Genomic DNA, 14,771 nt, shown 5'->3' on the forward strand with positions numbered 1-14,771 from the left:
TGGATGGGGGTTGGGCAAGTCAGGCGGCTTGCCCAGCCTGCACCACTGTAGAGCGGGCGGCTGTCAGTTTCTGTCAGCAGTGTGCGGGCGCGACCGGAGGTAACGCAGCAGCGGTCTGCAAGCCCCGCTGCCGGGCTACCCAAACGGGCATGGCGCTTGCGCCGCAGTCAAGGCTCGGCCAGCAAGGCGTTGTCGATGTCGTCGGCGCGCAAGCCGGCGGGGCGCTGGCTGTGCGCCTCGACAAAGGCGGTGAAGGCCGGGCGCGGCTCCAGCAGTTTGAATTGCAGATACCAGCCCACATAGGCGGCCACCATCAGGTCGGCGGCGGTGAAAGTCTCGCCCGCAAGATGGGTGCGGCCTTGCAGTGCGGCCTCCAGGGTGTCGAGCAGGTCTTGCTCAGTGCCGAAACCGGCCGATTCCGGCCTGGGCAGGTTGCCGCCGCTGGCTTTGGCCATCATCAACTGCTCCAGCGGCGCCATAAAGCTGATCCAGCGGTAATAGCTGCCACGCTCAAAGCTGCCCACCGGCGGGGCAAGTTTTTTCTCGGGCACAAGATCGGCCAGATACAGGCAAATCGCCGCCACTTCGGTGACCACGGTGTCGCCGTGCTTAAGCGCGGGCACCTTGCCCATGGGGTTGATGGCGCGGTATTCGGGCGCTTTCATGCTGCCGCCGTATTCCAGCAGCACGGTGTCGTAGGGCAGGCCGGTTTCCTCCAGCATCCAGCGCACGGTGCGCCCGCGCGACATGGGGTGGGTGTAGAAGGTGAGCTGGGCAGACATGGGCGATCTCCAGAAAGTGAACAGGATGGGGCTGGGCAAGTCAGGCGGCTTGCCCGGCCTGCGCCACTGTAGAGCGGGCGGCTGTCAGTTTCTGTCAGCAGTGTGAGGGGGGCGAGCAACATGCCTGCCGTGGGCCGCTTGCGGCCAAAAATGCAGCCAATCCGCAGGTTTTTCATTGTCCGTGGGCACATCGCTGTACAACGCGCCCAACAACGCCCACCTGGCCGGGCAATGCCTGGCACGCGCCGGCCAAACAGAAGACAGGCAGGAGGCCACAATGGATGTGCTGAGCGCCTTGGTGCATGGGGCCGAAGGGTTTGCCGGCATGGGCGGTGTGCTGGCGCCGGCCAGTGCTGCGCGCAGCGGGCCAAAAACTGCCATCCCAACCCCAAGTGGTTGATACATCTACCTTTCGTCAAGTTGGTGGAGCCACAGGCGTCAATGCTGGGCAAGCAGCGGATGCGGCATATGAGGCGATTCGCGCGAGTAAGATTGATGTAATTCAAATTTCTCGCAACACCGGCCTTAAAATAGAAAACATTCAAAAATAAAGAGCCGCCTGTTTTGTGAAAAGCACTTGCTTGATCGTTATGAAAAACTGGGTATTAGGGCGGAAATGAGGAGATTTGATTCCAGTGAAGAAATAGCAAATGCATGGGGCAGATTGGTTAAGGGTGATTGTGCTCATAAAGATATTCAACTTTTGAAGCATGAGATTGCAGAGGCATGGCATATGAGGCATCACGGTCCAATTTATAATAATGCGCATAATGCGGCCTCCAAAAATTTTCCTTCCCCGTTGGAGTGAATTATGAATTTCGTCAATGATGAAGGTATTTATAAGGTCTCTCGAATCAGTGGTCCATTGCATAACTACCTTGGATTGTTTTTTTCTGACGTGCCTGTAGCAGATGTGGATGTGGTGGCTATCAAACTGGATGCAAAAGAACCTGCGCGGCTGCGGAGCAAGGAAGTGCTCAAACAGGTGCTGGCCGCTGCGGAACACAGCAGTCGCGTACTGTCCAGGCCCTATAACATCAAGAAGGTGGAGTTTGTCAGCGGCGACTCATTGCCTGAGGAAATATATTTCCATTTGACCCAAGCCATTATCGAGCGTCTGCACACAGAAGGGGAAAATTTTTAGCCGCAGAAGCGCAACCGCCCCGGCCAACAGCCTGGGGCAGAAAATGGTCAATGGCCGGCTGGGCTGGATTTTTAACCGGATGGGAATCATGGCAAACAAACAACGTTCATCTGATAAAAAGAAGCGCCTTCACTCCAGAGACATGGAAGAGATCGCGCGCCTGGCGACGCGGGAGGCGCTTAAAGATTACGTGTGGCCGCTGACGCCGGAAGACGAAAAAAATCTGACATTAGGCGTTTTTGGATCTCCTGATGACCGAGATCACCAAACATTCATGCTGTATATATCAGCCGATCCGCCTGAGAATGCCATCGTCCTGACGCAAGCCAAGGTCAACGCCCTCACGGGCGAAGTGCAGGTCAAGGTTTTTCTGCCGCGCCGCCCCGATGCGCCGCCGCTTTCGGATCCCTCCGTCCAGCAGCTGGCGCCGGGGGATACGTGGAAGACTTGGCTCAGCGAAAGAGGCGACAAAGCATAAGGTGCTGAAGGCGGCGGGTGGCCCGGTAGGGCTGTTCACAGACGGGGGCGTGGCTGACCCAAAAACAGAACCATCATCTTGGATGAATGCTCTGCGTGTCGTGAAAATGCGCTGGGTGATGTCTGCTTTCATGCGCCCCTTTACCTGCCAACAACCGCCATGCTGTTTGACGAAGATTGCCCGCCCACGCCCGCCTCGCAAGCCCTGCGAGCTTGGCACGCCACGCTGATTGAGGCCGCACGCAACGGCGTGCGGCCCGACCAGGGCGTGTTCACCCAAGCCATGCCCCCGCTGGCGGCCAGCGCACGCGTGCATGACTTCCGCGCGGCAGAGTGGAAGATTTTCGACACTGCCGGAGAGATTCACGCCCGGGAACAGGACCACTGGAGCGCCTGGGCGTTCTTCTCGCCTGAGCAGGCCCATTGCGCGCTGCTGTTTGCGGGCCCCGATGCGTGGGAAGGTGGCGCAGTGGTGTGGGTGGATGGCGAATCGGTGCCCGTGCCGCGCGCGGTGGATGGCAGTAGCCGCCTGGATGACTGGGGCTGGTGGCTGAGCGAACGCTATTTTGCGGCGTGGCTGGGGGGCTTTCACCAGCACCCGCATGCCCGCATCTGTATTGATGCCTTTGGCTTGGGCAATATCCGTGGCCACTGGGTCTATGACGTGCAGACCCGCACGGCGCAGTGCATCATTCCAGATGATGCGCAGGCTTGGGAGACGCCCAGGTTACAAATCGTGGGCAACGATTTGGTGATCTATGCCGACTTGGAAGACATGCGTGCAGGCCGCGAGGCCCGCCGGGTGCGGCTTTGAGCCGCGGCGCACTTGGGTGGCTGCGGCGCCGGGCGGCTGCCCCGCTTGCGGTGGCTGAAGATGCCCTGGGGGCGATGCCTTTTCAGTTGGTCAAGCCTCACGCCAGCGCGCCCTCCAGCCGCAGCAAAAAGGTCTTGACCGGCAGGCCGCCGCCGAAGCCGACCAGCGAGCCGTTAGCGCCGATCACGCGGTGGCAGGGCACGACGATGGACAGCGGGTTGCGGCCATTGGCGGCGCCGACGGCGCGCATCGCCTTGGGTTGGCCGATGGCGGTGGCCAGTTGCGCATAGCTGCGGGTTTGCCCATAGGGGATGGCGCGCAGCGCCTGCCAGACGCGCTGCTGGAAATCCGTGCCCTGCGGCGCCAGCGGCAAATCGAACACGCGGCGCTGGCCGGCGAAGTATTCGCCGAGCTGCCGGGCGGCTTCGCTCAGCAACGGGTGCGGGCTTTCCTGCCAATGGGTATCGCGTTTGACCGGGTGGCGGCCTTGCGGGAACTCGATGGCGTGCAGGCCCTCGTCACTGGCGGCGATCAGCAGGCGGCCAACCGGGCTGTCGATGGTTTGGTGAAAGATGGTCATGGCAGGTCGCGCTTAGGGCTGCTGGAATGGGGCGTGGCTATCGTGTCATCCTTGTTATCACACCGTTTTGCCGTTTTCCAGCTATCCAAAGAGAACGTGATGCCACTTGTCATGCGCAAATTCAGCGCGGCCGACTTTGCCGATTACTTCCGCCTGGTGGGCAATGCCCAGGTGATGGCGATGATTACCGAGCGTGCCTTGCCCGAGGATGAGGCGCGCGCCGAATACGCCAAACTGCTGGAAAACAATGGCTGGCACCCGGCGTTTGGTCATTTCAAGCTGTTTGATGAAAACGGGGCGTTTCTGGGGCTGGGCAAATTGGCGCTGGAACGCCCCGATGGCCGTGCGGCGGAGCTGGGCTACATGCTGCTGCCCGAATACTGGGGGCAAGGTATTGGCAACCGCGTGGCTGCGCAGTTGCTGGCCGTGGCGAACGCACAGGCGCCCCGGCTTGAACGCCTGTTCGCCATCATCGACCCGGCCAACATCGCCTCGCGCAAGATTCTCCTCAGGCATGGCTTTGTCCATCAGGCGTTTCAAGACTTCGACGGTCTGCCGGGCGAGGTGCTGCAACGGACGCTGGGCTAGCCGGTGGCTGCCCTGGCCGCGAGCCGTTCCGATGTCCGCGGCAGATTCAATCCAGTGCAATGCCCTGCTCAATGCTCCAGCGGCGCAGCAGGCTGGGGCGGCGTTCGGGGTAGCGCTGGCCGGTGTCGGCAAGATGCTGCACGCGGTCGGCGCGGAAGTGGCGAAAGTCCTGTCGCAGCTCGCACCAGGCGGCAATCAGCCGGGTTTCATTGAAAAAGGCCATGGCGAACGGCCAGATGCGGCGCTGGCTGGGGGCATCTTCGGCATCGCGGTAGTCCAGTTGCAGGATGTGCTCGTGGCGAATCGCCTGGCGCAGCGTCGGCAGCCACGGTTCAGTCAATGGTGCGTCGCAGCGGCCGGGGACGAACAGGCCGCTGGTTTCCACTTGCAGCCGCAGCTCGCTGGGCAGCACGCCGGTGATGCGCCGCAGCGCCTGGTCGGCGGCCTCGGCCAGCGCCGGATCGGCGGATTGGCTGGCCACCCAGCGCGCGCCCAGCACCAGGGCTTCCAGCTCGTCGGCGCTGAACATCAGCGGCGGCAGGGTGAAGCCCGGGCGCAGCAGGTAGCCGATGCCGGGCTCGCCCTCAATGGCTGCGCCTTCGCCGCGCAGGCTGGCGATGTCGCGGTACAGCGTGCGCAGGCTGATGCCGAGCGCCTCGGCCAGCTGCTGGCCGGGCATCGGCGTGCGGCGGGCGCGCAGCAGTTCCAGCAATTGCAGCAGGCGGTGGGCGCGGGTGGTCATGGTGTGTGTCTTGTCTCGGGATGGTGGGCCCGCACCGCTGCGGCACAATGGCCGGTTTTTGGCGTTGGCGCGCTGTGTGCTGCTGGCGCGGTCTGGATGCGGGTGGCTTTGAATGAATGACGACCAGTTGCTGCGCTATGCGCGGCACATTCTGCTCGATGAGATCGACATCGCGGGCCAGCAGCGCCTGCTGCAGGCCACGGCGCTGGTGGTGGGCTGCGGTGGCCTGGGCCATGCAGCGGCGGCGTATCTGGCAGCGGCGGGGGTTGGGCGGCTGTGGCTGGCCGATGACGATGTGGTGGAGGCCTCGAACCTGCAGCGCCAAGTGTTTTTCACGCCGGGCGACTTGGGCCAGCCCAAGGCGCAGGTGCTGGCGCAGCGCCTGGCGGCGCAGAACCCGGACATTGCCGTGCGCGCGCTGGTGCAGCGGCTCGATGGGCCGCAGTTGCAGCAGCTGCTGGGCGATTGCGATGTGGTGCTCGATTGCAGCGACAACTTTGCCACGCGCCATGCCATCAACCAGGCCAGCGTGGCCACGCGCACGCCGCTGGTGCTGGGGGCGGCCACGCGCTTTGAAGGGCAGCTCAGTGTGTTCGACCCGCGCCGCGCAGATTCGCCGTGCTATGCCTGCCTGTTCCCGCCGGGGCAGGCGGGCGACGGGGCCTGTGCGGTGTTTGGCGTGTTTGCGCCGCTGGTGGGCATGGTGGGCACGGCGCAGGCCAGCGAGGCGCTGAAGCTGTTGCTGGGCCTGGGCGGCGCGCCGTGCGGGCAGCTGCTGCTGTTCAATGCGCTGGCGCCAGCGCCGCAAGCCTGGGCCTTGGCGCGCGACCCGCATTGCGCCGTGTGTGGCGCGGCACAGGGCAATGACAGGCCCTGAATGACAGGCGCTCAGTCTTTGGCCGGGCGCTGCCAGGGCCCGCTTTTGCCGCCCTCCTTGCTGAGCAGGCCGATGTGCTCGATTTCCATGCCCTTGTCCAGGGCCTTGAGCATGTCGTAGATGGTCAGCAGGCCGATGGCTGCGCCGGTCAGCGCTTCCATTTCCACGCCGGTTGGGCCCCGCGTCTGTGCGCAGACTTCGATGTGCACGCGCAGCGCGGCGGCATCGAGGCGGAAGTCCACGCGCAGGTGGCTCAGCGGCAGTGGGTGGCACAGCGGGATCAGGCCGCTGGTTTGCTTGGCGCCCTGGATGGCGGCGATGCGGGCCACGCCCAGCACGTCGCCCTTGGGGCTGCGCCCGGCGGCGGGGTCTTGCAATGCGGCAAAGCCAGCGGCCGAGAGGCGGATGCTGCCGCAGGCCACGGCCTTGCGCTGCGTGGCGGGCTTGGCGCCCACGTCCACCATCCAGGCCTGGCCCTGGGCGTCGAAGTGGCTGAGGGCGGCGGCGCTGGCCGGGCTGTCGTTGTGGGGCTGTTCGGGGCGATGGGGCATGGGGCCGCATGGTAGCGGCAAATGAGAGGGAAATGAGCGGCAAATGGGCTGCGGCGTGGGCGGCGTTTGCCCTGCAGTCGCTATATCTTTGTGTATATTTCGCGGCTTGCGCCAGCCGCCGCAGTCCGCAGGGCAGATGCGGCGGGCAGGGGCGCGCAGTTTCACTTCACGATGGGAGCATTGCCATGCACAAGCGGTTTTCTGTTTTTCTGCGGCCCCTGGCCGCTGCGGTTTTGGCGCTGGGCGCACACGCGGCCTGGGCCGAGACGATCACGGTCTCGGCCGCGGCCAGCCTGGCCGATGCCTTCAAGGTCATCGCCCAGCAGTACGAGCAGCGCCATCCGGGCGACAAGGTGGAGCTGAACTTCGCCGGCTCGGGCGCGCTGCTGCAGCAAATCGACAAGGGCGCGCCGGTGGACGTGTTCGCCAGCGCCGATCAGAAGACCATGCAGATGGCCGAGGAAAAGGGCCTGGTCGAGCAGGGCAAGAGCCAGGCGTTTGCGCGCAACAGCCTGGTGCTGCTCCAACCCAAGGACAGCAGCGTGGCGCTGGCCGATGTGGATGGCCTGCGCGCCCAGGGCATTGCGCGCATCGCCATCGGCAACCCCGAGAGCGTGCCCGTGGGCCGCTACACCAAGGCCACGCTGGAGGCCGGCGGCCAGTGGCAGGCGCTGCAGCCCAAGCTGATTCTGGCGCAGAACGTGCGCCAGGCGCTGGACTACGTGGCGCGCGCCGAGGTCGATGCCGGCTTCGTCTATGGCACGGATGCGGCGCTGATGGCCGACAAAGTCAAGGTGGCCTATACGGTGCCTACGCAAAAGCCGGTGGTCTATCCCATTGCCGTGCTGAAGAAGGCGCCGCAGCCCGAGGCGGCGCAGCGCTTCATGGCCCTGGTGCTCTCGCCCGATGGGCAAAAGGTGCTGGCGCAGTTTGGCTTCCTGCCGCCGGCCGAGTAAGCGCAACGCCATGGATGGCAAGGGCTGCCGCTCGCCCGGGCCGGGGAGGGCGCGATGACGCAGGGGCTGGACGCCGCAGCGGTCATCGTGCCGCTGCTGCTGTCGCTGAAGGTGGCGTTCTGGGCCACCTGCGTCAGCGGCCTGCTGGGCATCGTCGTCGGCCTGTACCTGGCGCGCAGCCGCTGCTGGCTGCGCAATGTGCTGGACACCGTGTTCACGCTGCCCATGGTGTTGCCGCCCACGGTGATGGGCTATTACCTGCTGGTGTTGTTTGGCAGCAAGGGCTGGCTGGGCGCCTGGCTCAAGGACAGCCTGGGCATCAGCCTGATTTTCAGCTGGCAGGGCGCAGTCGTGGCTGCGGCCGTGGTCAGCTTTCCGCTGGTGTTCAAGCCTGCGCGCGCGGCATTCGAATCCGTTGATCCGCAACTGGAGCAGGCCGGGCGCGTGCTGGGCGTGAGCGAATGGGGCATCGTGCTGCGCATCAGCCTGCCGCTGGCCTGGCGCGGCATCATGGCCGGCATGATGCTGGGCTTTGCGCGCGCGCTGGGCGAGTTTGGCGCCACGCTGATGATTGCCGGCAGCATCCCGGGCAAGACTCAAACTCTGTCGATCGCCATTTACGAGGCCGTGCAGGCCGGGCGCGATGGCACGGCCACGCTGCTGGCGTTGGTGATCTCCAGCGTGTGCGTGGGCATGCTGCTGCTGGCCACCTGGATCACCCCCAAGCGGCAGGAGGCCCGCGGAGCATGAACAGCCTGAGCTTTCCACAGGCCGTCAGCGGTGCCAGCGCCGCCGGTGCCGCCGCGTCGCAGGCTGCAGCAGGGCAGGGCGCCCAGCCCTGGTGCGACATCGACGTGCGCAAGCGCCTGCAATCGGCCGAGCGTGTTTTCGAGCTGGACGTGCAATTGCGCGCCAGCCACCCGCGCATCGTGCTGATGGGCCCCTCGGGCATCGGCAAAACCTTGGTGCTGCAGGCCATGGCCGGCCTGCTGCACCCCGATGCCGGGCACGTGCGCATCGGCGGCCAGACCTTCTACGACGGCGAAAGCGGTCTGCACGTGGCGCCGCAGCAGCGCCGCATGGGTTTCCTGTTCCAGAACTACGCGCTGCTGCCGCATCTGACGGCGCTGGGCAACGTCGGCTTTGGCCTGCGCCGCGGCGCCTGGGGGTTTTTGTCGCGCGCGCACAGGGACGAGGCCATGCACTGGCTGGAGCGCTTCCAGGTCGCGCACCTGGCCGGGCAGTATCCGCACACGCTCTCGGGCGGCCAGCAGCAGCGCGTGGCGTTGGCGCGGCTGGCCATTCTCAAGCCGCGGGCGCTGCTGCTCGATGAGCCGTTCTCGGCGCTCGACCCGCAGCTGCGCCAGGACATGCGCGAGCAGGTGCTGGCGCTGTTGCAGCAACTGGGCATCCCGCTGATGCTGATCTCGCACGACGAGCGCGACCACCAGGCCTTCGACGCTCAACTGCTGCGCCTGGCCCAGGCCGATGACGGCCGCACCGTGCTGCTGCCTTCAGACTCTGAATGAACGCCCTGCTGAACGCCCAGCCGAACACCCAACGCCTGTAATGGCGCTGGGCTGTGGGCAGGCGCTGCGGCCCGCCCCCAGGCACTCATCCCCGCTGGCCAAGCGGGGCGATGGGCGAGAGCGGGGGCAAAGGCCTGCAAAGGCCTTGAGCAGGCGCTCAGGCCGTGGGCAGCTTGTAGTCGACCAACAGCTCGCGGATCTTGGTCTTGAGCATCTTGCCGGTGGCGCCCAGCGGGATGCTGTCGACGAACACCACGTCATCGGGGATCTGCCACTTGGCCAGCTTGCCTTCGTAGAACTTCAGCAGCTCTTCCTTGCTCACTTGCTGCTCGGGCTTGAGGGCCACGACGACGATGGGGCGCTCGTCCCACTTGGGGTGCGGCATGCCGATGGAGGCGGCCATGGCCACGGCCGGGTGGGCCATGGCGATGTTCTCGATGTCGATGGAGCTGATCCACTCGCCGCCGGACTTGATCACGTCCTTGCTGCGGTCGGTGATCTGCATGAAGCCATCGGCGTCGATGGTGGCCACGTCCCCGGTGGGGAACCAGCCCTGGCCCTGCTCGTCGTAGATCAGCGGGTCGTTGCCCTCGAGCTTGTAGTACTTGGACAGAATCCAGGGCCCGCGCACCAGCAGGTCGCCATAGGTCTTGCCGTCCCAGGGCAGCTCCTCGCCTTTTTCGTTGACGATCTTCATGTCCACGCCGAACACCGCGCGGCCCTGCTTTTGCAGCACCTTGAACTGCTCCTCTTGCGGCAGCTGCAGGTGCTTGTTCTTGAGCTTGCCCAGCGTGCCCAGCGGGCTCATCTCCGTCATGCCCCAGGCGTGCAGCACCTGCACGTCCAGCTGCTTCTCGAAGGTCTCGATCATGGCCGGCGGGCAAGCCGAGCCGCCGATGATGGTGCGCGTGAGCGTGCTGAACTTGAGCTGGTTGGGCAGCATGTGGCCCAGCAGCATCTGCCAGACGGTGGGCACGCCGGCGGCCATGGTCACGCCTTCGCTCTCGATGAGCTCATAGACGGATTTGCCGTCCAGCGCCGGGCCTGGGAAGACGATCTTGCAGCCGGTGGCCGCCGCCGCGTAGGGCGTGCCCCAGGCATTGACGTGGAACATGGGCACCACCGGCAAGATGGCGTCGCTGGCCGAGAGGCACATCACATCGGGCATGCAAATGCCGTAGGTGTGCAAGGTGGTGGAGCGGTGGCTGTAGACGGCGGCCTTGGGGTTGCCGGTGGTGCCGCTGGTGTAGCACATGCTGGAGGCGGTGTTCTCATCGAGCTGCGGCCAGCGGTACTGGCTGCTTTGCCCGGCCAGCCAAGCCTCGTAGCTGACCAGGTTGGGGATGCCGGTGTCGACCGGCAGCTTGTCGGCGTCGCACATGGCCACCCACTTCTTCACGCCGGGGCACTTGCTGTGCACGGCCTGGATCAGCGGCGTGAAGGTGGTGTCAAAGCACAGGATCACGTCCTCGGCGTGGTTGATGATCCAGGCAATCTGCTCGGGGTGCAGGCGCGGGTTGATGGTGTGCAGCACCCGGCCCGAGCCGCTGACGCCGAAGTACAGCTCCATGTGGCGGTAGCCATTCCAGGCCAGCGTGGCCACGCGCTCGCCCTGCGCGCACTGCTCGGCATCGAGCACATTGGCGATCTGGCGCGCACGCGCGGCCAGGTCTTTGTAGGTGTAGCGGTGGATGTCGCCCTCGACGCGGCGCGAGACGATCTGGCCGTCGCCGTGGTGGCGCTCGGCGTGTTCGAGCATGGCCGAAATCAAAAGCGGTTGGTGCTGCATCAGGCCCAGCATGGTTTTTCTCCTTGGAAATATCTTGGGAATGTCGTTGGGGAATGCGGGATGGCCCGCCCGGGCTTGGCGCTGGCACAACTGGCGCAGCAGACGCTCAGGCGGGCGGGGGCAAATCCAGCGCGCATTGTCGCCCAGCTTGGCAGCGGCGCAGGCCTTCGCAGGGCGGGTTAGGGACAAGGCGCTCATGGCAGGCCGTGGATAGAATCGCCCGCTGGAGCCCGCCGCCGGCGGGCGCTTCTTTTCCCCCTGCCACGGCAGGCGGCGGGCCATGCCGCCGCCTGGCCCTTGCGCCATGAAATTCTTTTTCGACGTCCTGCCCTTCGTGCTGTTTTATGTCTCCTATGTGAAATGGGACATTTTTGTTGCCACTGCCGTGGCCATCGGCGTCTCGGCGCTGCAGATCGTGCTGACCCTGCTGGGCGGGCGCAAGGTTGAGCCCATGCAGTGGGTGGGCATGGGCTTGATCGGCGTCTTTGGCGGCCTGACCTTGGCATTGCGCGACCCTATATTCGTAATGTGGCGCTCCTCCATCGTCAACTGGCTGCTGGCGGCCGTGTTGCTGGTGTCTCTGCATGTGCTGGGCCGCAACCCGCTCAAGCTGCTGCTGGGCGGGCAGATGCGCATGCCTGAATTGGCTTGGCGTCAGCTGGTCTGGGGGCTAAGTGCGTTGTTCACCACCATGGGAGTAATCAATATCATCGTGGCAAAAAATTTTAGTCAGTCCGTTTGGATCAATTACAAAACCTTTGGTAGCACGACGATCAGTTTTCTGGCCATTGCGGCGCTGTTCATGCTGCTGGGCCGGCACATCGAGATCGTCGGCGCGCCCGGCAGCCAGGCATCGCCTGCCACGCCGCCTGGCGATGCGCCGCCGCCCAGCGCAGCGACAGGCGATGCCGCCGCCGTGCAGCGCCCAGAGCAGCGCTGAAAGAGCGCTCCTCAACACCCCATCCCAATACGCCATGAACCCTTCGCCCGACACCCCAGGCGCTGATGCCGCATCTCATGCAGCCAATGCCGCCAATGCCGTCACCGCCGCCGCCATCGAGGCGCGGCTGCGCCAGCGGCTGCAGCCCACGGAACTTCTGGTCATCGACGAGAGTCATCAGCACGCCGGCCACGCCGGGGCCAATGGCACGGGCTTTGGCACCCATTTCCGGGTGCACATTGCCTCACCATTGTTTCTGGGGGCCAGCCGCGTGAGCGCGCATCGCCTTGTGTATGATGCGCTGCGCGATTTTTTCGATGCCGGCCTGCATGCCCTGGCCATCGAGCTCAAGCAGTCTTGAACCCGGATCGGGTGCGGCGCGGGGGGCTTTCCAGCCCCCGCTGTGTTTTGCAGCCTTGGCTGCCCGCTGCCTGAGCGCAATGGCCCGGTGCCTGTGGCGCCGTGTTTTCTTTTCTCCACGCCCTGAAAGGCTTTGATCTCAATGAAAAAACAATTGCTGTGCGCCGCTCTGGCCGGCGCCCTGGCTGCAACTGTGCTGCCCGCCTCGGCCAAGGATTTGGCGGTCGTCAACGGCGAGGCCATCCCGCAGGCGCGCTACGACTTCTTCATCAAGCAGTTCGAAGAAGCCGGCCGCCCCAAGACCCCTGAGCTGGAGGCCCAGGTCAAGGAGGAGCTGATCCGCCGCGCGGTGTTCGAGCAGGAAGCCAAGAAGCTCAAGCTTGAAGACAGCCAGGCGTTCAAGGAAGAAATGGCCCTGGCGCGCCAGACTTTTCTGATCCGCGCGCTGTTCCAAAAGCACCAGAAGGACAACCCCATCACCGACAAGGCCATCAAGGCCGAGTACGACAAATTCGTCGAGCAGCAAAAAGGCTTTGAATACCAGTCGGCGCACATCCTGGTCGAGAAAGAGGAAGAAGCCAAGGCCATCATTGCCGATCTGAAGAAGGACTTCAGCAAGTTCGAGGCCATCGCCAAGGAAAAATCCAAGGACCCAGGCTCGGGCGCCAAGGGCGGTGATCTGGGCTGGTCGCGCGCAGAAACCTACGTGCCCGAATTTGCCGAGGCCCTGACCAAGCTGGAAAAAGGCAAGTTCACCCAGGAGCCCGTCAAAACCCAGTACGGCTGGCACATCCTGCACCTGAAGGACAAGCGCGAGAGCAAGCCGCCCGCGCTGGATGCGCTCAAGCCGCAGATCGAGCAGCACTTGGCCGAGCGGCAGCTGGCCGAGTTCCAGGAAAAGCTCTACAAGGCCGCCAAGATCGAGCAGTAAGCCATTTTCGGCCGCTGCCCGCAGATCGCGAATGATCGGCTGCACGCAAAGCCCGCTGCCTGGCATCGCCAGGGGCGGGCTTTGTGCCGTGTAGGGCTGCGCCCATTCGCCCATGACCTATTCCTCCTGTAGCCCCTGTCGCCGCACGCCACTTCCTGCCCGCTGGCGCCAGGCGGCAGCGCTGCTGTTGCTGCTGTGGGCGGCCTGGATGTACCTGCCCGATCTGGGGCGCAACTCCCTGTGGGAGGACGAGCTGTTCTCGGCCGACATCGCGCTGCAGCGGCCCTTGTGGCCCCACGATCAGCCCTGGCTGGAGCGCGTGCGCCTGACGGAACTGGGCGCGCAGGAGAGCTTCTGGACGGTCAAGGCCGCCGACCAATCGCCGCCGTTGTATGAGTTGCTCAACAAGCTGGTGACCGCCCTGCTGGGCGATGGCGAGGCGCAGCTGCGCCTGCTCAGCGCCCTGGCCGTGCTGATGCTGCTGGGCTGGCTGGGGTGGCGCGCCTGGCGGCAGGCGTGCCAGCCTGAGGGTATGGCGTATCTGGCCATGATGGGGCTGCTGGCCAGCTCCGGCTTCGTCCATGTGTATGCGCAGGAGGCGCGCGCCTACGGCCTGGGCATGGCGCTTTCGGCCGTGCTCTGGGTGCTGTTCTGGCAGCGTTGGCTGCAGGGCTGGCGCAGCGCGCCGCTGCCGGGCTGGGCGGAGGTTGCGCTGTTTGCCGCAGCGGCCTTGACGCACTACCACGCCACGGCCCTGGCCGCGCTGCTGCTGGGCCTGTACGGGCTGGAAGGCTTGCGCCGTCGCGATGGCTGGGCGCTGCTGCGCATGGCCTGCGTGCTGGCCGTGGTGCTGGCCTGGCTGGCGCTGAGCTACCACTCGTTGTGGCTGACGGCGCAGGGGCAGATGGGCTTTGTGCAGAAGATGTCCTACGGCCAGGCACTGCTGGCCGGGCTGCGCACGCTGCACGCCCAGGTGCTGGGGCCTTGGGCCACTGCGGGCATGGCGCTGTGCGCTGGGCTGTATGGCATTGCGCTGCTGCGCCAGGCTGGGGCCGGTGCAGCAAGGCCGCCACTGACGCCCATGCAGCGCCGCTGGGCCTGGGCCAGCCTGGCCGTGCTGTTGGCGCTGCTGGCCTATGGCGCCTTGATCACCGCCATCATGCGCCAAAGCCAGATCGTGGCGCCGCGCCACTATGTGTTTTTGCTGCCGCCGCTGTATCTGCTGCTGGCCTGTGCCCTGGCCCATGCCTTGGCTTGGCAGCAGCAGGGCCGCCAGCCCTGGTTGGGCGCGCTGGCCCCGTTGATGCTGGTGGGGCTGATGGGGTTGCAATGGCCCATGCTGCAGCACTACCGGCACATTGCGAAGCACGATTTCCGCGCTGCGGCGCAGTTCGCGCTGCAGCATCTGCAGCCGGGCGATGCGGTGTACACGGGCTTCATGCTCAACCCGGCAGGCTACCGCTACTACCTGCAGCGCAAGGCCGGCAAGCCGGTGCGCATCCTGCCGCTTTACAGCGCCGAGGATGCACAGGCGCTGTGCCGGCAAGCGCCGCTGCCGCAGCGCTTTGCGCACCTGCACATGGCCTACCACCCGCAGGTGGCCCAGGCGCTGCAGCAGGCCTGCGGCGCGCACTTTGAAGTGCAGCGCCACGAGCGGCACAACGTCAGCGTCGGTCTCTGGCGCCAAAAGCCATGAGGCCAGCGCGGCAGG

General features: G+C 65.1%; 17 protein-coding genes. 12 read left to right on the plus strand and 5 right to left on the minus strand.

Going from position 1 to position 14,771, the window contains the following annotated elements; genetic code table 11:
- Positions 1-167: 167 nt before the first annotated feature.
- Positions 168-782: a glutathione S-transferase family protein gene (locus CK625_RS01420; protein ID WP_095538476.1), complete on the minus strand. Its 615-nt coding sequence runs from the start codon at positions 780-782 to the stop codon at positions 168-170.
- An 811-nt stretch (positions 783-1,593) separates the two neighbouring features.
- Between CK625_RS01420 and CK625_RS01430 the strand changes: the two genes are divergently transcribed.
- The 3 genes from CK625_RS01430 to CK625_RS01440 all read left to right on the plus strand — a co-directional run bounded on the left by CK625_RS01430 (position 1,594) and on the right by CK625_RS01440 (position 3,217).
- On the plus strand, positions 1,594-1,926 hold the full coding sequence (locus CK625_RS01430) for a hypothetical protein (protein ID WP_143326133.1): 333 nt from the start codon (positions 1,594-1,596) through the stop codon (positions 1,924-1,926).
- A 43-nt stretch (positions 1,927-1,969) separates the two neighbouring features.
- The gene (locus CK625_RS14025) at positions 1,970-2,404 is read left to right on the plus strand and encodes a hypothetical protein (protein ID WP_238945446.1); all 435 of its coding nucleotides are present in this window, start codon (positions 1,970-1,972) and stop codon (positions 2,402-2,404) included.
- A gap of 159 nt (positions 2,405-2,563) precedes the next feature.
- Positions 2,564-3,217, plus strand: coding sequence for a hypothetical protein (locus CK625_RS01440; RefSeq protein WP_095538479.1), 654 nt, complete (start codon positions 2,564-2,566; stop codon positions 3,215-3,217).
- Between the two features lie 97 nt (positions 3,218-3,314).
- On the opposite strand, the gene CK625_RS01445 is transcribed toward CK625_RS01440, so the two are convergent.
- Positions 3,315-3,797, minus strand: coding sequence for a methylated-DNA--[protein]-cysteine S-methyltransferase (locus CK625_RS01445; protein ID WP_095538480.1), 483 nt, complete (start codon positions 3,795-3,797; stop codon positions 3,315-3,317).
- Between the two features lie 33 nt (positions 3,798-3,830).
- Between CK625_RS01445 and CK625_RS01450 the strand changes: the two genes are divergently transcribed.
- Complete coding sequence (locus CK625_RS01450) at positions 3,831-4,385, plus strand: GNAT family N-acetyltransferase (protein WP_238945447.1); 555 nt, start codon at positions 3,831-3,833, stop codon at positions 4,383-4,385.
- 46 nt (positions 4,386-4,431) lie between these two features.
- Here the strand turns inward: CK625_RS01450 and CK625_RS01455 are convergent, their stop codons facing one another.
- The gene (locus tag CK625_RS01455; RefSeq protein ID WP_095538482.1) at positions 4,432-5,127 is read right to left on the minus strand and encodes a helix-turn-helix transcriptional regulator; all 696 of its coding nucleotides are present in this window, start codon (positions 5,125-5,127) and stop codon (positions 4,432-4,434) included.
- Positions 5,128-5,239: 112 nt separating this feature from the next.
- Between CK625_RS01455 and CK625_RS01460 the strand changes: the two genes are divergently transcribed.
- Positions 5,240-6,004, plus strand: a complete 765-nt coding sequence (locus tag CK625_RS01460; protein ID WP_095538483.1) for a HesA/MoeB/ThiF family protein — start codon at positions 5,240-5,242, stop codon at positions 6,002-6,004.
- Positions 6,005-6,015: 11 nt separating this feature from the next.
- Here the strand turns inward: CK625_RS01460 and moaC are convergent, their stop codons facing one another.
- Positions 6,016-6,555 carry a cyclic pyranopterin monophosphate synthase MoaC gene (gene moaC / locus CK625_RS01465; protein WP_095538484.1) on the minus strand — a complete coding sequence of 180 codons (540 nt, stop codon included), beginning with the start codon at positions 6,553-6,555 and terminating at the stop codon, positions 6,016-6,018.
- A 185-nt stretch (positions 6,556-6,740) separates the two neighbouring features.
- Here moaC and modA point away from each other — a divergent pair, with 185 nt between their 5' ends.
- The 3 genes from modA to CK625_RS01480 are packed head-to-tail and all read left to right on the plus strand — an operon-like array spanning position 6,741 to position 9,040.
- Complete coding sequence (gene modA, locus CK625_RS01470; RefSeq protein ID WP_095538485.1) at positions 6,741-7,511, plus strand: molybdate ABC transporter substrate-binding protein; 771 nt, start codon at positions 6,741-6,743, stop codon at positions 7,509-7,511.
- A 54-nt stretch (positions 7,512-7,565) separates the two neighbouring features.
- Positions 7,566-8,261, plus strand: a complete 696-nt coding sequence (modB, locus tag CK625_RS01475; protein WP_095538486.1) for a molybdate ABC transporter permease subunit — start codon at positions 7,566-7,568, stop codon at positions 8,259-8,261.
- Positions 8,258-9,040 (plus strand): ABC transporter ATP-binding protein, encoded by a 783-nt coding sequence (locus CK625_RS01480; RefSeq protein WP_095538487.1) that lies wholly within the window; start codon positions 8,258-8,260, stop codon positions 9,038-9,040. The genes modB and CK625_RS01480 overlap by 4 nt, the downstream gene beginning before the upstream one ends.
- Before the next feature lie 157 nt (positions 9,041-9,197).
- Here the strand turns inward: CK625_RS01480 and CK625_RS01485 are convergent, their stop codons facing one another.
- Positions 9,198-10,841, minus strand: a complete 1,644-nt coding sequence (locus tag CK625_RS01485; protein ID WP_095538488.1) for a 3-(methylthio)propionyl-CoA ligase — start codon at positions 10,839-10,841, stop codon at positions 9,198-9,200.
- A 292-nt stretch (positions 10,842-11,133) separates the two neighbouring features.
- On the opposite strand from CK625_RS01485, the gene CK625_RS01490 reads away from it, so the two are divergent.
- The 4 genes from CK625_RS01490 (at position 11,134) to CK625_RS01505 (ending at position 14,756) form a co-directional block, all read left to right on the plus strand.
- Positions 11,134-11,769 (plus strand): inner membrane-spanning protein YciB, encoded by a 636-nt coding sequence (locus CK625_RS01490; protein ID WP_172425050.1) that lies wholly within the window; start codon positions 11,134-11,136, stop codon positions 11,767-11,769.
- A gap of 34 nt (positions 11,770-11,803) precedes the next feature.
- The gene (locus CK625_RS01495; protein WP_095538490.1) at positions 11,804-12,130 is read left to right on the plus strand and encodes a BolA family protein; all 327 of its coding nucleotides are present in this window, start codon (positions 11,804-11,806) and stop codon (positions 12,128-12,130) included.
- Between the two features lie 141 nt (positions 12,131-12,271).
- Entirely contained in the window at positions 12,272-13,060 is a 789-nt protein-coding gene (locus CK625_RS01500) for a peptidylprolyl isomerase (RefSeq protein ID WP_095538491.1), read from the plus strand.
- 112 nt (positions 13,061-13,172) lie between these two features.
- Positions 13,173-14,756: a hypothetical protein gene (locus CK625_RS01505; protein WP_143326134.1), complete on the plus strand. Its 1,584-nt coding sequence runs from the start codon at positions 13,173-13,175 to the stop codon at positions 14,754-14,756.
- The last annotated feature ends 15 nt before the right edge of the window (positions 14,757-14,771 follow it).

This window comes from Vandammella animalimorsus (assembly GCF_002285265.1).
Classification (GTDB): domain Bacteria; phylum Pseudomonadota; class Gammaproteobacteria; order Burkholderiales; family Burkholderiaceae_C; genus Lampropedia.